Origin of the sequence: Sphingopyxis sp. DBS4 (assembly GCF_024628865.1) — a bacterium.
Classification (GTDB): Bacteria; Pseudomonadota; Alphaproteobacteria; order Sphingomonadales; family Sphingomonadaceae; genus Sphingopyxis.
Map to the genome: position 1 here is coordinate 4,139,523 of NZ_CP102384.1, position 20,294 is coordinate 4,159,816.

The following is a 20,294-nucleotide window of genomic DNA, read 5'->3' on the forward strand; positions in this document are numbered from 1 at the left end:
CCAGTGCCGGGGAAGAAGAGGAATTTATGAAGCCGTCAGCCAAGCGCCGTGTCGAGCAGGCCGTCCGAACGATCATGCAAGCTGATGGTGATCATTGCTCGCTCTGCCGCGCGCCGCTGCAGCATAACACGCGAACCTTTGGTGGCGTAACCAAGGACGGCACACCGCGACTGGTGGGTGAATGCTGCAAGGTGAAGATGCACGAGATCATCCTCATGGGCGTCTTTGTAACGCGAGATGCGGGTGATCAACCTTGGGGGAAACCGACTGGAAAGAGTCACCCTCCAGCCGACGTCGAAGGCGCCGTCACCGCAATGCAAGGCTTCTTCAGCCAACGCGACGAAGAGATTGGAGCTTTGTCCAAGCGGGGCGGAATCAAGGGCGCACCCGCCGGGATCTATCGTGAGGAGACCTTTTGGAAGGAGGACGATGCCGCGTGGTTCGAGAAGCATCCTCAACGTTCTCATAGGCTACGCTCGCTCATCGGCGATGAGGCCGAGCAGTGCGGTTTCAACGCGCTCGGACAAATGCCGCCACGCCATGAAATTCAGGTTGTTGTGCGACAGGTCCAGCCTGGCGCCCGTATTCGCACCCCGTTCGGGCGCAATCTCGCCATGCCGATTCCCGACGAAGAAGCCGTCATTCATGCGCTTTTTGACGTTCTTCAGGCCGGTCCGCAGTCCGGTAATCGCGTCATTCCTGCAACGACTTTGCTCCCCTTAATCGCTGCGTATTCCGGCCGCGGGAGCCGGCCGGCAAACTAGGCGCTCTATGCAGTTGCCGACCTCTCCGGAGAGAGGTCGGCGTGCCGCTGATTAGCTCGGCGGATTCCATATCAGCACCTTCTTCGACGGATCGTCGCCCGGCGCGTTTGCGACGTTGCAGAAGATCTGGCCGAGTTCGGGGGCCGACAGCGAGACCGAGATATATTCGGCGCCGGCCTGCGACGTCTTCACCCAGCCAGCGCCGAGTTCGAAGCCGTTCTTGCGGCTGATGACGCGATAGTCGGGTTCGCTGTCCTTCGTCTTGCGGCCGTTCGGGACGATCGCGATCGGCGCGGTGACCATCAGGGTTGCGAGATTGCCTTCGAGGCTGCCGTCGTCCCTGACGGTGAGATTTGCGATGCTTGCCATTTGAAGTCTCCTTGGATGCTCGGGAACCATCCCCGATGGCGCCAGAAGGAGGGGCCGGTCACCGCCGTCACCGAGCGGTACGCGAGGGCGAACCCCCGCAGGGGGTTGACGGCAAAGGTGATCCGAGACCCGCAGAAAGCGACAGGAGGGGAGGTCCCCAGCAGGCAGCAGCCTGGCCATCAGCAGATCCCAAGGCTGACCGGCCGCACCGGTGCAGTGGGCAGGTTCCGGATCTCAGAGATCGTCGGGCGGAACGCCCAAGGCAGCAGAAAGCGTTTCGTTGGTGTCGGAAATGCCGGTCCAGAATTCGACGAAGCGGCTGTCCGTCGGGCTCCCGCGGACGCCTATTCGCGCCACGATGAGGAGGCACCAGCGAAGTGCCTCGCGGCAGAATTCGCGATCCTCGAACAGCTTCTGCGGATTATCGAAGACGCCTGCGATTATCATGCCCTGCATCGCGATGGAGGATGGTGCGTATTTCGGGTGCACGAGATTGGAACGTAGATTGTAGAGTTCACGGATCTTGGCGCAGAGCTTCTTCGAGCCCGGCAGAGGCTCGCCCCATATCAGTCTCGGGAGATGCGCCAGCTTATGCTCGATCGTCTTCTCGTTCGTCGCGAGATCGACTGCCGCCTCGGACCCGATCTGCAATCCCGCAACATGAAAATAGACATTGAGAAAGGCTTCGGTTCCGACGAGGCTCATGAGGAAGGCCTGCAGACCGTGGCTGCGGTTGTCGGAGCTATAGAAGTCCGGATCATCCTCCGCCTTCATTGCGGCCAGTTCGCGGATCGCAATCTCGAAATAGGTTCGCGCCACCGAATTTGGGGATTCAAGGCTGACGCCGCCCTCATAGGGCTTTCCATCCTTGTAAATGGCATGAATGCTGCCGTCTTCGTTGAAGTCGAATTCGAAATGCGACACCTGATCCTCCTCGGCATGTCTGTATTTGTTACTCGATGGCTTAGTGAAAATCATGGCTGCGGATGCGCAGCGGAGCGTCACGCGAATCCGGTCCGCCGCCATTTCGCGCTCCGTCTCCGCGCCCGGGCGCCACCGAGAAGTCACTGCGTCCAATAGAGCGCAGCATCGCATCATGATCGATGATCCGGTCGCAAATGATGTGAATGACCTCGCCTTCCTTCTGGAGCCGTCCGCGCATCGCGATCATCGACGCCGACATCACGGGGCGCCTGTAAATGTCGAACCGGTCGGGCCAGAGAATGCCGTTGGCGATCCCGGTCTCGTCCTCGATCGTGACGAAGAGCACGCCTTTCGCCGAACCGGGCCGTTGCCGGACAAGGATCACACCAGCGACCTCGATATTCCGTCCATCGCGAATATGCGGGAGGTCCGCGCAGCGAACGATCCCCATCCCATCGAGCTCATCCCGCAAAAAACTCAGCGGATGCGCGCGCAGCGACAGCTGCAGCGTGCGATAATCCTCCACTACTTCGCGTCCCTCGGTCATCGACCGCAGCGCCGTCTCCGGTTCGAGCCCCTCAGGCGAGAAACCCGCCTCGCGCGCGTCGGCGGCTGCGAACAGCGGCAGCGGCGCTTCACCGAGGCCGCGAACCTTCCAAAGGCCTTGCCGCCGGTCCTCGGACAGGCAGGCAAAGCCGTCCGCCTCAGCGATCCGCTCGATCGCAGCGCGTGGCACGCCGGCGCGGCGCCAGACATCCTCAACGCAATCATAAGGCACGTCACCTCTCGCCCCGACGATCGCGGCGCCATGAATATTGGCAAGCGAGCGAACCTGGCGAAAGCCAAGGCGCACCGCGAGATAGCCGCCATCGGCCTCCTCCAGCGTGCAGTCCCAATGGCTGTCGTTAATCGAGACGGGGCGCACCTCGACGCCATGCTTCTGCGCATCGCGCACGATCTGCGCGGGCGCGTAAAAGCCCATCGGCTGCGCGTTGAGGAGCGCCGCGCAGAAGACGTCGGGATGATGATGCTTCATCCAACAGCTCGCATAGGCGATCTTGGCAAAGCTCGCCGCGTGGCTCTCGGGAAAGCCATAGGAGCCGAAGCCCTCGATCTGCTTGAAGGTGCGCTCGGCGAAATCCTTGGGATAGCCGCGCTCAACCATGCCGCCGACAAGCTTGTCGTAGAAATGCGAAACGCCGCCGGTGAGCTTGAAGGTCGCCATGGCGCGGCGCAGCTGATCAGCCTCGGCGGGCGTGAAGCCCGCGCCGACGATCGCGACCTTCATCGCCTGTTCTTGGAACAGCGGAACGCCTAATGTCTTTTCGAGCACGGCGCGGAGCTCGGGCTTGGGATATTCGGGCTTTTCCTTGCCCTCGCGGCGGCGAAGATAGGGATGGACCATATCGCCCTGGATCGGCCCGGGGCGCACGATCGCGACCTCGATCACAAGATCGTAGAAACATTTGGGCTTGATCCGCGGCAGCATCGACATTTGCGCGCGGCTCTCGATCTGGAAGACACCCAACGTGTCGGCCTTCTGGATCATGCCGAAAACGGCGGGATCATCATCCTGCAGGTCGGCCATGCCGACATCGACGCCCTTATGCTCGCGCAGCAGATTGAAGGCGCGGTTCATGCAACCGAGCATGCCGAGACCAAGCACGTCGACCTTCATGAATTTCAGGACGTCGATATCGTCCTTGTCCCATTCGATGATCTGCCGGTCTTCCATGCGCGCGGGCTCGATCGGCACAAGATCGTCCAATCGCTCCTCGGTCAGCACGAACCCGCCGGGATGCTGCGAGAGGTGACGCGGAATCCCGATCAGCTGTCGTGCAAGGTCGAGCGTCAAGCGTAGGCGGTAATCGTCGGCATTGAGATTTAGCTCGGCAATCCGCTCTTCGGGGATAGAGGACCCGCTCGGGACCAAGGCCAGCCTGCTCGAGTCCCGGAGCATAAAGATCGAAACGGGTGAGCGCCCAGAGCGCCGAAACCCCCGGCGCCGCCGCAAAGCGCGCGGCGATCCCGGCAGCGAACAGCGTGGCCGCAGCATCGTCACTCCAGCTCGCCGAAGCGCCCGCGACCTCGTGGAGGCCCGCGCTGTCGAGGCCATTGCCGCTCAGCAAATGGTCAAGCGGCGCGACGCCGAAGGGCAGCGCCGGACCGCGCGTTTCGCGCACGCGCGCGATCGCTTCGCGCAGCGCGTCAAGCTCGGCGGCCGATGGCCGGACAGAAGAAGAGGGCGTCATTTGCATGGGGCAACATCACTCAATGTTCCCCTTATGTTCTGACGAGTCCGGCCATTCGTCAAGCGAGTCGCCGGAAACCGCTGAAATGCGGGCCTATTCGAGGCGATCGAGGGTCCGGGAATCGCGCTGTCCGCCAAACCAGCGATCGAGCGCCGCGCCGAAAAGCGCGTTTCCGCTCGCCGACTCGAAGAGCGTGAGCGACGAGCAAAGCTTCAAGGCGTCGACATTGCCGAACACGGCAACGGGATCGCTGCTCGGCAAGTCCTGAAGCGCGCTCACGCATTCGGCGTAACGCGGTCCGAGTAACGGATGTGCGAGATAGGCTTCAGCCTCCGCAAGGCCGGCTATCGCAAAGCGCTGGGCCATCGCGCTGCGCCCGAGGCCCGCGAGCTGCGGGAAAATATACCACATCCAGTGCGATCGCTTCGCCCCGCGCCGAATTTCGCCAATGGCGCGCGGATAGACCTGATCCTGCGCAGCCACAAACCGCTCGAGTCCGTCGGTTTCGTTCACAGCGCGAGCGCGCCCTGCGCCGGCGGCTTCCCATAGACCTGGGTCACCTCGAGACTGCCTTCGGGAAGCCATTTGAGGATGTCTTCGGCCGGAACGCGTGGATCGAGCCAAGCCGCCCACTGGTCGCGGGCGAGCGGAATGATCTGGCGGTGATGATAGGGCGCGATATCGGGACCGGCTTCCATCGTCAGCAGACTGAAGGCCTCGCCGACATGGCTGTCGCGCCAGACGCCAGCCATGCAGAACCAGCGATGGTCCTTCATCGTGAAAAGCCATTTGTCCAAACGCTTCTGCGTCGTGTCGGTGGGATCGGTAAACTCGTAGAAGCCGTCGCACAGGACGAGGCAGCGCTGCATGCCAAGGTCGCGGCGTTCCGAACGGACATTGTAGACCGGCTTGCCCCCTTGCCCCGGCCAGCTCCAACGCCGGTTGACAAGCGAACCGGTCGCGGCTCCGTCACTGCTCTTCACGATCGGCGCGGTGTCGGTGATCCGCACATCCTCGCGCGCCGGCACGTTCGGCGCGCCTTCGGGCATGTCGATCTTGATCTGGAGGTTGTCGAAATCCTCGGCGATCGAAGCGATGTCGATTTCGAGCCGATAGTCATTGCACATGCGCGGTGGTCCCCTGGCCCTTGCGACTCATCTTCGTTCCCATTATGTTCCACATATGGGTATCGCGCCAACCCCTTTCGATCCCGACGCCCCGAGCGGAGGCGTAGAAGCGCTCGTGCGGCGCAATCCCGACAATATGGCCGAGATCGAAATGGTCAAAGCGGTTTGGGGCTCCGACCCGCGGTTCAGCGACGGGATCAACTATCGTTTCGTGCGCACCGAGGGCCGTGCCTTCCCGGCGCGGCGCTGCCTGATCCCCGCGTCCGAGTTCCGGATGGGAACCGGCGATCACCGCTACCGGGTGACGCTCGACAGCGGCAATTTCTTCTATCTCGCCGCAGTCTGGGATTCGCCGCTCGCCGACTGGCCGCTGTCCTACCGTATTCTGACCATCCCGGCGGGCGCCGACGTTATTCCCTATCAGTCGCGCCACGGCGTCATCATCCAGCGCCGCGACGTCCAGCACTGGCTCGACGGCACATTGCCCAATGAGGAACTGTTCGCCGAGCCTCCACGGCACACGCTCTTCGTCGAGCCGCTGCGCAAGCAGGCCAAACTTCCGCTGTGACGCAGCACGCCGCAGATCGGGCACCGCGGCCCGCGCCCCAACCAGACCTCTTCGGTCCCGCCCTCCTTCCCGGGCTCGCTTATGGCGAGGCGATCATCACGGCAGGCGAAGAGGCAGAGCTGATTGCGCAGATCGAAGGCGCGAAGCTGACGCCGTTCCAGTTTCAGCAATGGGAAGGGAAGAGGCTGACGCGCTCGTTCGGCTGGACCTATGATTTCCAGACCGGGCGCTTCGCGCCGGGCGACCCGATGCCGTCCTGGCTCGATCCAGTGCGTGCCCGCGCCGCCGCCTTCGCCGGTATCGAGCCGGACGCGCTCGAGCAGACGCTCCTGATCGAATATGGGCTCGGTGCGGGAATCGGCTGGCACAAGGACCGGCCGGTCTTCGAGCATGTCATCGGGCTATCGCTCGGCACCCCTGCGACGATGCGGTTCCGGCGCCGGACCGAAACCGGCTTCGAACGGGCAACCGCCGCGCTCGCGCCGCGGTCGATCTATCATATGCGCGGCGAGGTTCGCGACGACTGGGAGCATAGCATAGCGCCGATGCCGGAGCCGCGTTGGTCGATCACCTTTCGCAGCCTCCGCTGATACCCGAATGGACGCATCGGCCCGCCGCAAATCGCGCACGGCAATTGAAGTCGCGGGACGATCCTCGCACAAGGCACCGATGCTCCATCGACTTGCCGCACCGCTCGCCCTCCTCCTCGCCGCTTGTGTGCCGCAAGCTGCGTCGGTTCAGACAGCGCCGGAGCGCCCGCTCAAGATCGCGAGCTGGAACCTCGAGTTCCTAGCCGAGAAGGACGGTGTCGGCTGCGAACCCCGCAGCGAGCAAGATTATGCCGCGATGCGCCGGATCGTCGACGGCCTCGATGCCGATATTATCGCCTTCCAGGAAGCCGAGACCGTGGCGGCCGCCAGCCGGGTCTTCGATCCGGCACGCTACACCATCGTCATGGAAGAGCGAGCCGGTGCGCCGAGCGGCACCTGCGGCGGTAAATATCCCGAGCAACAGGTAATCCGGCAGGCGGTCGGCTTCGCGATCCGCAAGGATATTGCCTTTGATCGTCATCCCGACGTCGCGTCGCTGATGCGCGGCAACGCCCAGCTTCGCTCGGGCGTCGACATCACGCTCCGTCCGAAAGGCAATGCGGCGATCCGGCTGCTTGGCGTACATCTCAAGTCGGGATGCTTCGCGGGGAGCGAAGCGAAAGCCTGCCCGGTGCTGCTGGATCAGATACCGGCGCTTGAGGCGTGGATAGATACGGCGGCCAACGGGCCCGACCGGTTTGCCGTGCTCGGCGACTGGAACCGGCGATTGGGGCTAGCGGGCGACGCGGTTTGGCGGGACATCGACGATGCCGAGCCCGCCAACGCCGACCTCCATCTCGCGGATGAGGGCAAGGCACCGGCTTGCGATCCGCGCTACGACAGCTTCATCGACCATATCGTGCTCGACCGGCGCGCATCCGCCGCGCTGATCGGCTTCTCCGAAGCACTCTACGCGCCGGGCGAGAAACATTATTCAGATCACTGCCCTGTCGCGGTCACGCTCAGGCATTGATCACCGGGCGAGCGAAGTTCTCAGCGCCAGATGTGATAGGCATTCTCGACACTCGCCCCCTCGCCCGTGGATAGGCGAAGGAAGAGTGCGTGCGAGTAGCCTAGCTGATATTTTATCCGGTCCAGCTTTTCGAGATCCTGCTCATCCTTCATACCGTTGGTCGACTTCTTCATCTCGATCACGAGAAGGTTATCATCGTCCGTCCCGGGACGGTGAACAATAATATCGGGATAGACGAACTTCAAGGTCGGTTTTCCCTGGGCATCGGGCATCTCAATACCCTTTGGCTCGACCCCGTGACGATTATACTCCGCATGGACGCTGTGGTCTGGGAAGGCCGGCGAGAGCAGAGCCGCCAAGCGAGCACTCAACATGCGCTCTGCGACGTCAAACTGGATGGCTTGCGCGTCCTGTTCGTATAGCGTCGCGACGGCAGCGTTGACGATGGCCTCTATCTCGTCCTGATTCACACAATTCTCCGTACTGCAAATTCCATTTAGATACATTTCTTGACAAATGTTCCTATTAGAAACATATAGTCATCATTGGAGGCTATATGGCTACCGTCGCAAAAGCTATCGATCGCAAGGAACTCACGGGTCCCGCGCTTCGCACCTTCTTCAATATCGCCGAGGCTTGGGACCTCAGCGAAGTCGAACAGATGAAGCTGCTCGGACTCGACAGCCGCTCGACCTTCCACAACTGGAAGCGAGGCGAGGTCGCGGCGCTCAGCAAGGATGCGCTCGAACGCATATCCTATGTCATGGGCATCTACAAAGGCCTCCAGATTCTCGTCCCGAAGACCGCCGACGAATGGGTGCGAAAGCCCAACGCAGCTGGCCTGTTCGGCGGCAAGCCCGCGATCGATCGCATGGCCTCGGGCAATGTCGCCGATCTTTATGTGGTGCGCCAATATATCGACGGCCAGCGCGGCTGATCCCTTGGACATTCCCGTTACCCCCACGAGCTGGGCGCCCTGCTATCGCATCATCCCGAGCCGCTTCCCGCCTGTCGGCCTGTTCGACAAGGTGGCCGATCCGGCCGACCTCGAGGCGGTCTTCCTGATCGAGGCGATGACCAACGATCGTCTCCGCGACGAGGCGGGCGACCTCGCGCTCGTGCCGCCCGAGGACCGGGTATCGGGACCCGGCACGACGCCAATCATGGCGGCCTTCACACATCTCAACACGCAAGGGAGCCGCTTTTCGGATGGCAGCTTCGGCGTCTTTTATGCGGGCCTCACGATCGAGACCGCGATCGACGAGACCAAGCATCACCGCATCAAATTCCTCGCCGCGACCGACGAGCCGGCGCAGGAGATCGACATGCGCGTCTATGCCGCCGACTTGACGGCGAACCTCCACGACATCCGCGGCCATGCGGAAAGCCACGCGCATCTCTACGATCCGGACACCTATGTCCATTCGCAGGGACTCGCGACCGAGCTGCGCGAGGCCGGGTCCGATGGCATCCTCTACCGGAGCGTCCGCCACCAAGGCGGCGAATGCGCCGCCGCCTTCCGGCCTCGCCTTCTCGCCAACTGCCGCCAGGAGCGGCACCTTTGCTATGTCTGGGACGGCGAGACGATCGGCACGATCTATGAGAAGAAAAATTTCGAAGGCTGAGCAACAGCACGCAACCAATCCGCGATCCCGGACGTATCACTTACCTGTCCAGACGAAAGAATGGCAGAATTTGATCGCATCTTCGGGTGCAATCTAGGGAAGCCCCGCTGCAGCGATGTAGCGGGGCTTACCACATCCACTTCCTGCACATCGAAGTCGCCGGCCCGAAGGGCCCGAACAAACGCACTCTTGGCGATCCCGCAGCGGGGCGGCGTGCGATGCGCGCCAGTGCCTAGCCGCCGCCCCGCCAGGACAGCGAGCCGAGTGTGCCGCGCGGCCCCACATCAGCGCGACCCCTGACCGAGCCTGCGAGGTCAGTGCGCGCTCATCAAATGCCGCGCTCCATCAAGTGCCTGATCGCTCACAACAATGTCGCCATCGATAATTTGAGCGCGTCACGCTAGGTTGGCCTCATGAGAATTGTCATCGACAGCAACAGAATGCAAAGCGACGAACTGAGAGCATTTCTCTCTCTTTCACCTGACAATCAGGCCGTTCTCACGGATTATGCAGCGATGGAGGCGTTTCAAGGCAATAGTCTTGTATCAATACAGGCGTCTTGGTCAGTCATCCGAGATTTTCCGCACCAAGTACTAGCTTTGAAGGGAACCAGGGCTGCTGGACTTGTAGATCCTCGGGCTCCAGGAATCGGAAAAAGGTTTGTGTCGCGAACCGAGACGAAATCGATAGCGGACTTCAGCCGGCTCTTGGACCTGGCAGCCGCCGGCAACCTGTCGGTCCAAAAACAGCTACTGCAGAGAGGCCAGTGGGCGGATGATCACATGAAATCCATGCTGGCAAAAGCGAGCGATATGAATATCTCGATATCGGAATTCAGCGCGTTCTTCACGCAAGCTGAGTTGAAACGCATGCGAACGAATGAAGCATGGAAACCGGAGACAGGTGCAAAATTTCTTGATCTCGTCGAATATTTGACCGCGAACTCTTTCGGTGCTCATCCGGACAGGCCGAGGTGGCCGCACGACAAGCACATCGTCAACCATTTCCTGTATCGCCATACCCTAACCTACCTCGTTTACATGCTAAGGCTGATCCAACGGGGGGCGGTAACTCGGAAGGCAAGGCTTGCACGAAACGACGCTGTGGACGTGATATTTGCCACATACGCTACGTACTACAATGGCCTTATGACCATGGATGATGAAGCAGGAGCGATCCATCATACAGCGCGCGGGATTTTGAGCCAGGTCGGAGCGCGAATGCCCGAGGACTACATGGAGAGCTATGTCTATGAGCTTGCCCGACACCTTGAAGGCAAGCCATCCACGTAAGCACTTAATCCATCGCCCTAAAATAAGTCGCTATGCGAACCGATACGAACAAGGGTGAGTTCGTCGGTTGTTCTACGGTAGATCAGCAATAGGTCCGGCCGTAGGTGGCAGTCTCGAAAGCCCTTCCAGTTTCCAGACAAAGCATGATCATGATGGTTCGACGAGAGGGGCGCGCCGCTTGCGAGTTGCTCAACGACCGCCGAGAGGATCCCGTCAATAGCAGGGTCGGCCTTCAGCACGCGCTTGTAGTCGCGCTTGAACCGGCCAGTAATGGCGATCGCGCGCATCACGCATCTCCCGTTCCAGTCTGAGCGCCGGATGTAGGCGGAGGCGGAGGCGGGACAGTAACAATCGGCGGCACATAGTCGGGCGGACACGGGTTCCACTCGACAAGCATGTCGTTGACGCCGAGCTCTAGCGCGGTTTCGACCAGCGCTGCATAGCTTCCCTGCGTTAGACCCGGGGTGCGGATCGCATGATGCCAGCGCAAGATGAAGTGCGGATTCCAAATGATGGCGTTGCCCATCGGTCCAGACTTGCCCGGCTTAAGATCAATGAACTTGAGCTCTTGTAGCTTCTTCATGCGCGTCGCCCATGTGTGTTCGCCACGTTGCCCACCAAATCCTGACGCGTGCGCCAGCTCCGCGGGCTGGTTGAGCACCGCAAAACTATTATCCCAAGTGTGACACCATAGGGTCAGGTACGTAGAAGAGACTGGCGCTCCCTTCGTCATCTCGTCCATGATTTTCAGGATGAGCGGCATGGTCTTGGGGATTGTAGTAAACCCCTTGTGCCGTGTTCGATGCCAGAGCCAGCTTTCCTTGTCTGGCCAATGGAGCTCGCGAAGCGCCAGCTGCTTCTTCGCGATTGCCCCTGCTTCTCTCGTCGTCGCCATAAACTACTCCGTCGCTGCATCTCTTTGCCAGCGCCGTTATCGCAAATAATATGCCTATTTTTCAACGATTTAGGTAAATCAGGGTAAGATGTAAGTTTCCGAGTCGTTGCAATTAGACCGATAGAATATGCCTCATACAATGCATCTTAGCAACTAAGATGCAACATCTGTTGCAAGCAATCCATATTTTTTCGCCTTATTTCAAATATATACAAGTTTTATTGCTGTTCTCATATGTGCTCCTGTTCTGCCCTGTCCTGCTTGTGCTCACCTGTGCTGCTGGGAGAGCGCGAGAGGGGTGCATCCATTGACGGTCTGGCAATAAGGTCACATCTAAAGTTGTAGCTACAATGTAGCCCCAGCAGGATTTTGCAAGTGCCAGCCAGTGAGATCGTACGCGCGCGAATTGACGCGACGCTGAAGAACAGGGCCACCCTTGTTCTTGAAGATATGGGCCTGACAGTGTCGGATGCTATTCGCCTGATGCTCGTCCGAATCGTTGCAGACGAAGCCTTACCGTTCGAGATTCGCACGCCCAACGCAGAGACCGAGGCGGCGTTGCGAGAAGCTCGAGCCGGAAAAGTCGAGCGGTTCACCTCCGTGACGGCTGCCTTGGCAGCTGCCAAAAAAGATACTGAATAGCGTCAGATGGTCCGCGTCTCGAGCCTGCGAGCGCTAGCAAGGGCTGCTTCGCCGAGCTGCGCATCGTCCATCCACAATCTTAGCAACGATATGTCGGTCGATTTGCCAACCGAACCGAGCAAGGAGAGAGCAAATCTACGATGGTCGCGTAGCGTTTCCTCGGCTCCCTTCTCATTATAGATGTGAAAGTAGCTCTCGGGCCGATACTCCGCTTGCAGTGCTTCGAGTGCTAAACTCCGCATTTGCGATGGGAAATAATCGATGAAGTCGACCTTCGCCCGGGTTCGAAACATTGGGACATCTGAGATTGTGCGGAATACCGGATCGACTGCCGCGCCGCCACCAGTAGATGCAAAGGCTGCCCAGAGCTTTTCTAGCTCCTCTCGCGATCTCGCGGGTTCTTGGTTCAAGGCATAAATGATTGGCCCTATGCGCCTCCAGGCAAGCTCCGAAATCGTTATTGCCTCCGGAGATGCAGTCGGAGGAAGCGGTAGATTGGAACGTGCCAACTTCGCACAGGCTGCGGCGAAAAGAGCCACAGAAGACTGAACCGAGATCGACGGCGTAACTGGCGCAACCACATATCGCTCGACAATTGGTATCCAAGCTTCCGCAAGAGGCTCGGGAAGTTCCCTCATAGCGAAATCGAGCGACATCGTGTCATGATCGGCGCTGGAAAGCGCGCGGATCAGGACCGCCCCCCGAACTTCGTCGGTCAGCCGTTCGTAGAAGGCCTCGCAATAGGGCTCAGGGTCAGGATGATCCCAAGTACTGTAATAGGCCGACATTGCCCTTTTGCTGATGGCGTCATTGATTGGCTGCTCGGCAATCCAAACGTATTCCTCGACGATCGCATCCACGTCGAGGCCGAAATCGACCGCATCGATGGCCTTAAGCGCATCGAACACGAAAGTATTCTGGAGCGCGTTTTCACCGAGGTAGCTGTGCAGAAGCTCGGCGACTTCTGCCTTGAGGTCGGGTTCGAAATGGCGCCCGTTAAAATAGACCATATCGGTCGTGAGCAGGCGCAAATGGTAAACCCGGCTCTCCCAACAATGACTTAGCAACTCTACCATTCGTGTCGGAAGCTTGGGCATTTGGCGCCAGCACCCTCGCATCATCGCGAGAAGGATGAGAAGCTGAGTAGGCCCTTTCCCTTCGAAGCTATCAAGTTCGTCGGCCAGATGCCCCGGAAGATCGACCGGCTCCAAGTCGCCAAATCGATTTTGGCAACCTGTGACGAGCGATCTCACCAGAGAAAGTTCCGACGCAGAGCACCACGCCCCATGGATCGTCAGGTAAGCAAGATGATTGAAGTATCGAATATCGGGATATTCTAATCGCAGCCGCGCTACTTCGTTCCCGATTTGATGATCGACCGCCTGAGCGAATTCCAAGATTGCGTTCAACAACCCTTCCTCCGCAGCAACGGGAAGTGCGTGCCAAAGCCTATTCTCATGATCTGCGAGCCCCAACTCGCCGTCGAACTCCGCCTTGAGGTACTGATATCGCTCAGTTTCAGGTTGCTCTGGCAGTGAGAAAACGAGCGATCGAATATGGGTCGCGACTCGATCCAGCAATTCCTGGCACCGCACAAGTGTCTGGCGCCGAAGCTCTCTACCGCCCCGGCCTCGCAATGCACCGGGCAGTAGCCGCGGGGCAGCCTCTGACGAGAGTAGCGCTGCCTGTACGGCGCGCCCAGCACCGCCAAGGACGAATTCGCGCAATTCGGCGTGGTAGGGCCGAAGTACCTCAGTAATCAAAGCGTCTTCGCTCGTTGCACTATGGATAAGGTCGGCCGCAGCGAAAAAGTCGGTGAACAGGTCGTGGCGGAATCGAGTCTGGCCGCCTTCGGTTGAGAGAAGCTTCCCGTCAGTCAGCACCGCTTCAACGACGTCATGGTCGCAGTCGTGACATGCCTGCCTCAAGATTCGACGCGCAGAGGCGGTCGCTATCATCGGCCGAAGTTCGGCGCGGATCGCGGTCGCCAGTGCCGCCAACCCAGCGTGGAGGGCCGCTTGCTTCTCCCTCGGAAGGAGGTTGCGCGTGAAGAGGTCATAGAGCCGATAACGACCGTCAGCATACCCCGTCTCCGACAATATGCCGGCAAGGACCGCTGCATCCTGCGAAGTGGCCACGAGATCGAGAGCCTCTCTTTCGGCAGCGTCGAGCGGGCGACCAAGATGAGCCGCGACCAGCGCTTCGGCGCGCTCGCGGTCTGGCACGAGTAGTTTCAGGCGAGGTCCGTCCAGAAGCGGCGGGAGTTCTACGTCCGACTGCCCCGACAGCAAGACGAGTGCGTCATATCGTAGCCGGAATGCTTGGAGTACGGAAACTAGCCGCGGCAGGAGAGCCGGGCTGCATTCGTTGAGGGCGTCGACGAGTAGGACAATGTCCGCGCCGGCCGCCCGGGCCGCTGAAAAGAGTGAGCCGGGAGAGACGGGCGTCCCGACCGCAACGGACTTACGCAGCAAAGGCGCAAGATCGCCTTCGAATTCGCGAGCCCGGATAGTCACTGGGACGCGACCAGCGTTTGCAGCCGATGCAGCAAGCTTGGCGAACAAGCGCGTCTTCCCTACCCCTGAGGGCCCCATGAGCAGGGGCTGGCGACCATCCTTGATTAAAACCTCAATTTCGGGCTGATCTTCCTCGTGGTCGACTTCGAACGTCGGCGGATGAAATGGGCCGTCGATCGCCGCAGACAGCTCAATCAATCGAGCTTGATAATCAGCGATCAGGGTGGAAGAGCTGCTAGGCGACACTTCACTTTCTGGTCGCAACCCAAGCTCCTCGGCAAACTCACGCCAGCGGTCTAGCGGAAGAGTTCGAGAACAGCGCGAAGCGATCAGCCGTTCGAATACGCTCCATCCGCCAATCGACGCTTTGTGGTCGGACGCAGGAATACGCGAGCCATGGGGCGGCTCGGGAAATATACACAGCATGCCGGAAGCGGCCGTGCGAGCATCGGCCCCATCCGCCAGAAAGGTCGCCAGCGCATCGGTGACTGCGAAACGGTTGTTGACTGTCTGATCATAGGGTGAGCGACTGCCCAGCTGACGTAGCGAACCATCCGCTTGCGTGCTGAACCAAGGTCCGTTCGGTTTGCCCTGAACGGGCAACCTATAACCCTTAAGCTCCACTACCACAGCATGATCAGCGGTCACGACGACGAAGTCGATCTGGCGACGACGAGACCCGACATGAAAATTGGCAAGCACCACGACCGGTGTTTGGGTCAGCTCGAACTCTCGCCGCAAGCGTGCCAGAAACTTTCGCTCAGTCGGATCTTCGATCGGACTTCCCAAATATACTCCGATGCGCGTTCCAGCCTCTCCCATTGGGCTAGCATAGGTGGTCACCGCAATACGGGAAAGACAACTTCAACATGACGGCTAGCTCTAGCTCCTTCGAATGCCGAAAAGATTGGCGCGCCATTGCTCAATACAAGGAAGGAGGCGCGAAAGCTCAAGCGGCTGCCCTTCAAGCAGGACTGCGAGCAAATTCGAGCATGTATAATCCTCCCACGGTGTGAAAGATTCAATCTGCTGAAGGGTCCTCAAGGCGGCCCCCTTCAAAACAGAACCATCCGACCTATTAATAACCTCGACCCATTCCTCCATATGCTTCCAATAGTTCGCCCCTGCATTGATCGCAGCCACGAATGACAACCCGTCCCGTAGCATCGGGGGAACGTCGAGGGCATCGACCATGCCGAAACCGAGACCAGACCGGGCTGCCGTCAGGTAGCGCTGAATCGCCACCAAGCCGTGGCCAATAAAATACTCGGCGGCGTCAAAATGACCGGACGATTCTGCATCGGACGATGCTGCTATGGCCGAGTTCAGCCGTATCAGCTCGACATCCAGGACCATCAAATGCCTTGACAGAAGATCAAATTCTAAATCGGCGTACGCGTCGCCAACCTTGAGTATTGGCATAGCTACCCCGCGTCCCGAGCGGTGCCCTCAAGTTGAGAGATGCGCTCACTGCAGAGCGTCTTTACAATTTCGGCCAGCACTTCGACGCGTGCACCAAGCCACTCGAGTTCTTCGTCAGAAACGCGATAGTGCTTCGAATATCGAGCCTTGATGTATGCCTCCTTCAGTTTCTCAAAGTGTGACCGGTCCGACTTACTGTCGCGGGGCCACACATCGACAAGGCGGTCATCAATTCGTTCGGCATTAGTCCTTAGGAACGCGAGATTGTGGACATGCGGGGAATAGAACGAGCAGACCAGCAACGCGCAGTTGTAGTAGCGCTCTGTCGCCTGATGAAGTTGAAAAGCGGCGTTGTTCAATCGTCCCCTTTCAAGATTGAAACGGAAATTGTCGAAAAACTCGCCTCCGCTCGGAAACCATTCCTCGAAATATTCCCTCGCCATCTCGAGCGCCGCATGCGGCGTCTTCGGCTGCGGCTCGGGCAGCTCGTCGTCGACAGCCTGGTAGATCGCGATCCCATCGCGCGCCACGTCCATGAAGAAGTAGCGCCCCTGCGATAGCCCGGCATTCACCTCGCTAACGCTGTGCACAATGAAGTTCACCGGTGTGCGCAACGTCTTCGTCACCGACAGCTCACGGATCAACCGGTCGTCAAGCTTCGCCCAATATTCGACGCGATCGGTCAGCCTGTCGTCGTTGACGATGATCAGAAGGTCGAAGTCCGACTGGTAGCCCTTCGCGGTATGCGGCTCGTCGACCCAGCCACCACGCGCATAGCTGCCGTAGAGAATGATTTTCGAAATCCGTCCCTTGCGCTTCCAGTCCTGCGTGGCGAGCGCGAGCGCGTCCTCGAACTCTTCGAATATGATCTGGACGATCCGCTCGAGTTCACGCTGCTTGTGGGGTGGAAGATGATCGAAGCTGCTGCGCATTGCGTGTCACCCTATCAAGGTGCGGAGTCCCTTGCACCCGGAGAATGAACCGGGGGCAAAGGACCCCGCCATCTCGGTCAATCGGCGGGATTCCATAACAGGGCATAGACATCCGGATTGTCCTGTCCCGCCGCGCGGCCGAGGTTCGCGTAGATGCGCCGCGGCCCGAACTCGGGCGCCTCGAGGGTGAGCGAGACGTAGAGCTTGCCCGATGCTTCGCTCCGCCGAAGCCAGCCGGCGCCACATTCAACCCCGTCAGACCAGACGCGATAGTCCGGCTGCACATCGCCGTTCTTCGAGGGGTTGCGGCGGATTTCGATGGGAACGCGGATGGTGATCGTCGTGAGCTGGCCGACATAGCCCTTTTCCACCGTTCCGCTGACAAGACCGATTGCTCCCATGATTCATCTCCAGAACTGGCGGGGCAATTCCCGCGCCGCACGTCGGGGCATGACGCTCCAGGCTGGTGCGCACCCATGGGCCGAAGCAGAGCGGAGGATGGGCGAAGCCCATTGCGCGCCCGCCGCGTCGTGCCAAGACCAAGGCAAGGCGAATTGCCGCGCTGTCTTCGAGTTATGTTCGCGACGAAGATTGGTGCGGCCGAGGTTGCGAAGCGACGGTTCGACACCCAGATGTGAAAATCGGCGCGCGCGATCGGCTAAAAGCAAGTTCTGGCTCGCGATATCATGGAGAGGGCGATGGCAGACGTTTTTCGGGTGGTTCGCCGATACGATCGCTGGCGAGGCTGAGAGCAGCCATTGTCGTTAGAGCACCATCTCGACCTCGTCCCTCTTGCAGCGGACCTCAGGGCCGCCGGCGGGCACAAGCCTCTCGTGGCGTCAGTCGACCGGGCAGCGGCCATCGGATCGATCCGCGATGATCTCCGCAACGCTGCAGCTTCACTAAGAATCATCAGGCAAATGCAAGAGGCCGAAAGCGATCGGCCGGAGATCGTTGGCGGCAATGACGATGACGCGACGATTTTTGGCGCGCTCTTCACCAACGCAATCATATTATATGCCCGGGCCACGTTCACAAGCGGCGCTCGTCCCGCGTTGCTGGGCGAGGAGGGCCTTTCAGCAGACGACAAGGCCACTCATGATGAGGTCAAGACGCTGCGGAATTCCGTGTTCGCGCACTATGGGCGAGGCGAGGAAACCGAGGACGGACCGATTGTCCGCGACGCAGTTGTGCGTAGCTTCAATCGCAATCAGTATCGCTACGGGGTCTACACAACGCGCGCGCTCCACAAAGTCGGCTTGGGGGCCAGAATGGAAGCGCTCATTGTTGCTCGCCTGGCGCAGATAGAAGCAAAGCTACAGAAACTCCTCGACGACGTGGAGACGCGGCTGAATGATGCCGCTTCGACCGATGCGGCTCTTGGACGTTCGCTGCCCCAATACGAATTTGATGCTGACAAGTTCTGCGCCAGCCGCGGAGCTGCTGATCACATGCGCACACGGATGAGCTCCGGTGAGTTGGAGGATACGGATTACACGACGGCAGTCCCAAAGCCAGCAACCTAGGATCGACCGCAATAGACTGACTCAATCTGGATGTATCTCGCGTCGGCAGGCTTGCCCTGCCGTAACGTCGGACTATGCTGGTGAGGCATCGGGCTGACAGGCGCGCGATGCCGAGTTGTAAGAAGCTCGTTCGGAAAGCCTTGTGAAATTCCCATCCTTGCCGGGTGGCCGTTGCGTATGTCCAAGCCCTCGGGCCAAAGGCGGCGGCACATATTTCCGAATATGTTCTTACCGCCCGGCTTTGGCACGCCGCCTCCGCCCGACCGGAAGGCGATCGGGGATGGATTTCGACGACGAGCAGCAACGCGGGCAGGGTCTCGGCAGCGGCGAGGCTGTGCCTCCGGCCGACTGGACGGGCTTTGGCGGCGCCAGCGGAATGGAGGCGCTCTATGCCGAGCATCGGGGCGAGCTCACCCGCTATCTCCGCCGTCGCGCACCCCGCCAGGATGTCGGCGATCTCGTCCAGGAATGCTTTCGCCGGCTCGCCGACAAGGACAGCTTCGCCCGCGCCCTGATCGCGCAGCCGGGCGCCTATCTCGTGCGCACCGCGCGCAATCTTCTCACCGATCGCGCGCGCACCGACGATGTGCGGCTGCAGGCGCATCATCACAGCTTCGAGGATGACGACATCGCCGGCCCCGACCCCCATGCCGCGCTCGAAGCCCGCGAAGCCCTGCGCCGCGTCGAGCGGGCGATTGCCCGATTAAAGCCCCAAACTGGTTCCATCTTCATAATGCATCGCTTCGACGGCCTGAGCTATGACGAGATCGCTGAAGCGAAAGGAATCACGGTGAAGGGCGTCGAATGGCATATCGCGCAGGCGATGATCGCGATCCGCAAGGCACGGGCCGACCATAAGTGAGCGACCGCGACACCGAGGCCGCGTACTGGTTCGCGCGTATGCGCGCGCCCGACGCCGACGCCGACAAGGCGGAATTTGACGCCTGGCTCGCCGACCCCGAAAATGCCGCCGAATATGCCCGAGCCGAAGACAATTGGCTGCTGGTCGGCGGCGTCGCGCCCGAGCATCTCGCCGCACACCGCGCAGCATCAGCCAAGCCTGCGCGCTCATCCGCCCAATGGGCGCTTGCCGCGGCGCTGGTCCTCGCGCTCTCGCTCGGCTTCGCATGGATATTCCTCGGCAATCGCAGCAGCGAGCCGATCGTCGCCGAGAATGCGACCGGCGAAGTGGTGCTCGAAGATGGAACGCGCGTCGCCCTGATGGATGGCGCGAAGATCGATCCCAAGTTCAGCCCCGCCGAGCGGCGCGTCATTCTGACCGGTGGTCGGGCCCGTTTCACCGTCGCGCATGATGAGGCCCGCCCCTTCCGGGTCGAGGCCGCAGGGAGCGAGACGACCGCGCTAGGCACGATTTTCGAGATCGACCTCACCGGCGGCGAGCCGCTCATCCATCTGGTCGAAGGGTCGGTCGAGATCAGAGCGACGACAAAGCAGCGCGCGCCGCTCCGCCTCCGTCCCGGTCAGCGAGCCGCGGTCACGGTCGACGGACCGAAGCTGGTCGAGATAGCCGCGACGAGCGAGCCGGTGGCCCTCGTTAGCCCGATCGGCGCGACGGACAATGCCAGTCTGCTGATCGCCGACAATCTGCCGCTCGGCGCGGTTATCGACCGCGCGAACCGGGTCAATCCCGCCAGGATCGAACTGGCGGACCCTGCCAGCGGCACACGTCTCGTGAGTGGAAAGTTCGAGGTCGCCGATGCGGGCTCGCTTGCGCGCAAGCTTGGCGTCGCGCTCGACCTGGACGTAGAAGAACGCGGCAGCACCTACATTCTGAAGCCGAAAATAAAAAACTAGGGGAATTTCCAGCCTCAACGTCTTGCCCCCTCAGACGGCCATGCAGGCCGCTGGGAGGGAAA

The 20,294-nt window shown here is 60.4% G+C and carries 24 protein-coding genes; 12 read left to right on the top strand and 12 right to left on the bottom strand.

Features of this window, described 5'->3' with window-relative positions; genetic code table 11:
- Positions 1–26 precede the first annotated feature (26 nt).
- Positions 27–764 (top strand): hypothetical protein, encoded by a 738-nt coding sequence (locus NP825_RS19905; protein WP_257546947.1) that lies wholly within the window; start codon positions 27–29, stop codon positions 762–764.
- Positions 765–815: 51 nt separating this feature from the next.
- Here the strand turns inward: NP825_RS19905 and NP825_RS19910 are convergent, their stop codons facing one another.
- The 3 genes from NP825_RS19910 to NP825_RS19920 all read right to left on the bottom strand — a co-directional run bounded on the left by NP825_RS19910 (position 816) and on the right by NP825_RS19920 (position 3,912).
- Positions 816–1,133, bottom strand: a complete 318-nt coding sequence (locus tag NP825_RS19910) for a DUF736 family protein (protein ID WP_257546949.1) — start codon at positions 1,131–1,133, stop codon at positions 816–818.
- Positions 1,134–1,367: 234 nt separating this feature from the next.
- Complete coding sequence (locus tag NP825_RS19915) at positions 1,368–2,057, bottom strand: hypothetical protein (protein WP_257546951.1); 690 nt, start codon at positions 2,055–2,057, stop codon at positions 1,368–1,370.
- A gap of 40 nt (positions 2,058–2,097) precedes the next feature.
- Positions 2,098–3,912 (bottom strand): OB-fold nucleic acid binding domain-containing protein, encoded by a 1,815-nt coding sequence (locus tag NP825_RS19920; protein ID WP_257546954.1) that lies wholly within the window; start codon positions 3,910–3,912, stop codon positions 2,098–2,100.
- Positions 3,913–3,934: 22 nt separating this feature from the next.
- Between NP825_RS19920 and NP825_RS23605 the strand changes: the two genes are divergently transcribed.
- The gene (locus NP825_RS23605; protein ID WP_306997846.1) at positions 3,935–4,351 is read left to right on the top strand and encodes a hypothetical protein; all 417 of its coding nucleotides are present in this window, start codon (positions 3,935–3,937) and stop codon (positions 4,349–4,351) included.
- 51 nt (positions 4,352–4,402) lie between these two features.
- Here the strand turns inward: NP825_RS23605 and NP825_RS19930 are convergent, their stop codons facing one another.
- Entirely contained in the window at positions 4,403–4,822 is a 420-nt protein-coding gene (locus NP825_RS19930; RefSeq protein ID WP_257546956.1) for a DUF1810 domain-containing protein, read from the bottom strand.
- On the bottom strand, positions 4,819–5,436 hold the full coding sequence (locus NP825_RS19935; RefSeq protein ID WP_257546958.1) for an SOS response-associated peptidase family protein: 618 nt from the start codon (positions 5,434–5,436) through the stop codon (positions 4,819–4,821). Before NP825_RS19935 ends, NP825_RS19930 begins: the two co-directional genes overlap by 4 nt.
- A 55-nt stretch (positions 5,437–5,491) precedes the next feature.
- Between NP825_RS19935 and NP825_RS19940 the strand changes: the two genes are divergently transcribed.
- The 3 genes from NP825_RS19940 (at position 5,492) to NP825_RS19950 (ending at position 7,567) form a co-directional block, all read left to right on the top strand.
- Positions 5,492–6,004: an SOS response-associated peptidase family protein gene (locus tag NP825_RS19940; RefSeq protein WP_257546960.1), complete on the top strand. Its 513-nt coding sequence runs from the start codon at positions 5,492–5,494 to the stop codon at positions 6,002–6,004.
- The gene (locus NP825_RS19945; RefSeq protein WP_257546963.1) at positions 6,001–6,594 is read left to right on the top strand and encodes an alpha-ketoglutarate-dependent dioxygenase AlkB; all 594 of its coding nucleotides are present in this window, start codon (positions 6,001–6,003) and stop codon (positions 6,592–6,594) included. The genes NP825_RS19940 and NP825_RS19945 overlap by 4 nt, the downstream gene beginning before the upstream one ends.
- Positions 6,595–6,673: 79 nt before the next feature.
- Positions 6,674–7,567, top strand: a complete 894-nt coding sequence (locus NP825_RS19950) for an endonuclease (protein ID WP_257546965.1) — start codon at positions 6,674–6,676, stop codon at positions 7,565–7,567.
- A 20-nt stretch (positions 7,568–7,587) separates the two neighbouring features.
- Here the strand turns inward: NP825_RS19950 and NP825_RS19955 are convergent, their stop codons facing one another.
- Positions 7,588–8,037 carry a hypothetical protein gene (locus NP825_RS19955; RefSeq protein ID WP_257546967.1) on the bottom strand — a complete coding sequence of 150 codons (450 nt, stop codon included), beginning with the start codon at positions 8,035–8,037 and terminating at the stop codon, positions 7,588–7,590.
- Positions 8,038–8,123: 86 nt separating this feature from the next.
- Here NP825_RS19955 and NP825_RS19960 point away from each other — a divergent pair, with 86 nt between their 5' ends.
- From NP825_RS19960 to NP825_RS19970, 3 genes are all read left to right on the top strand, one after another.
- Complete coding sequence (locus NP825_RS19960; RefSeq protein ID WP_257546969.1) at positions 8,124–8,504, top strand: MbcA/ParS/Xre antitoxin family protein; 381 nt, start codon at positions 8,124–8,126, stop codon at positions 8,502–8,504.
- 4 nt (positions 8,505–8,508) lie between these two features.
- On the top strand, positions 8,509–9,192 hold the full coding sequence (locus NP825_RS19965) for an RES family NAD+ phosphorylase (RefSeq protein ID WP_257546971.1): 684 nt from the start codon (positions 8,509–8,511) through the stop codon (positions 9,190–9,192).
- 413 nt (positions 9,193–9,605) lie between these two features.
- The gene (locus NP825_RS19970) at positions 9,606–10,484 is read left to right on the top strand and encodes a hypothetical protein (protein WP_257546973.1); all 879 of its coding nucleotides are present in this window, start codon (positions 9,606–9,608) and stop codon (positions 10,482–10,484) included.
- A 17-nt stretch (positions 10,485–10,501) separates the two neighbouring features.
- Here NP825_RS19970 and NP825_RS19975 read toward each other — a convergent pair whose 3' ends face one another.
- Both NP825_RS19975 and NP825_RS19980 read right to left on the bottom strand, forming a co-directional pair.
- A complete protein-coding gene (locus NP825_RS19975) occupies positions 10,502–10,771 on the bottom strand; it encodes a type II toxin-antitoxin system YafQ family toxin (protein ID WP_257546975.1) in 270 nt (89 codons plus the stop codon).
- The gene (locus NP825_RS19980) at positions 10,771–11,379 is read right to left on the bottom strand and encodes a hypothetical protein (protein ID WP_257546977.1); all 609 of its coding nucleotides are present in this window, start codon (positions 11,377–11,379) and stop codon (positions 10,771–10,773) included. The genes NP825_RS19975 and NP825_RS19980 overlap by 1 nt, the downstream gene beginning before the upstream one ends.
- 375 nt (positions 11,380–11,754) lie before the next feature.
- Here NP825_RS19980 and NP825_RS19985 point away from each other — a divergent pair, with 375 nt between their 5' ends.
- Complete coding sequence (locus NP825_RS19985; RefSeq protein ID WP_257546979.1) at positions 11,755–12,021, top strand: type II toxin-antitoxin system RelB/DinJ family antitoxin; 267 nt, start codon at positions 11,755–11,757, stop codon at positions 12,019–12,021.
- A 2-nt stretch (positions 12,022–12,023) separates the two neighbouring features.
- Here the strand turns inward: NP825_RS19985 and NP825_RS19990 are convergent, their stop codons facing one another.
- The 4 genes from NP825_RS19990 to NP825_RS20005 all read right to left on the bottom strand — a co-directional run bounded on the left by NP825_RS19990 (position 12,024) and on the right by NP825_RS20005 (position 17,292).
- Positions 12,024–15,380, bottom strand: coding sequence for a nuclease-related domain-containing protein (locus tag NP825_RS19990; protein WP_257546981.1), 3,357 nt, complete (start codon positions 15,378–15,380; stop codon positions 12,024–12,026).
- A gap of 39 nt (positions 15,381–15,419) precedes the next feature.
- Positions 15,420–15,959 carry a hypothetical protein gene (locus NP825_RS19995; protein ID WP_257546983.1) on the bottom strand — a complete coding sequence of 180 codons (540 nt, stop codon included), beginning with the start codon at positions 15,957–15,959 and terminating at the stop codon, positions 15,420–15,422.
- A 2-nt stretch (positions 15,960–15,961) separates the two neighbouring features.
- Positions 15,962–16,891 carry a HEPN domain-containing protein gene (locus tag NP825_RS20000; protein WP_257546985.1) on the bottom strand — a complete coding sequence of 310 codons (930 nt, stop codon included), beginning with the start codon at positions 16,889–16,891 and terminating at the stop codon, positions 15,962–15,964.
- A gap of 77 nt (positions 16,892–16,968) precedes the next feature.
- Entirely contained in the window at positions 16,969–17,292 is a 324-nt protein-coding gene (locus tag NP825_RS20005; protein WP_257546987.1) for a DUF736 family protein, read from the bottom strand.
- Between the two features lie 357 nt (positions 17,293–17,649).
- Here NP825_RS20005 and NP825_RS20010 point away from each other — a divergent pair, with 357 nt between their 5' ends.
- The 3 genes from NP825_RS20010 (at position 17,650) to NP825_RS20020 (ending at position 20,232) form a co-directional block, all read left to right on the top strand.
- Positions 17,650–18,417, top strand: a complete 768-nt coding sequence (locus NP825_RS20010) for a hypothetical protein (protein WP_257546989.1) — start codon at positions 17,650–17,652, stop codon at positions 18,415–18,417.
- Between the two features lie 280 nt (positions 18,418–18,697).
- A complete protein-coding gene (locus NP825_RS20015) occupies positions 18,698–19,279 on the top strand; it encodes an RNA polymerase sigma factor (RefSeq protein ID WP_257546991.1) in 582 nt (193 codons plus the stop codon).
- On the top strand, positions 19,276–20,232 hold the full coding sequence (locus tag NP825_RS20020; RefSeq protein ID WP_257546993.1) for a FecR domain-containing protein: 957 nt from the start codon (positions 19,276–19,278) through the stop codon (positions 20,230–20,232). Before NP825_RS20015 ends, NP825_RS20020 begins: the two co-directional genes overlap by 4 nt.
- Positions 20,233–20,294: the final 62 nt, after the last annotated feature.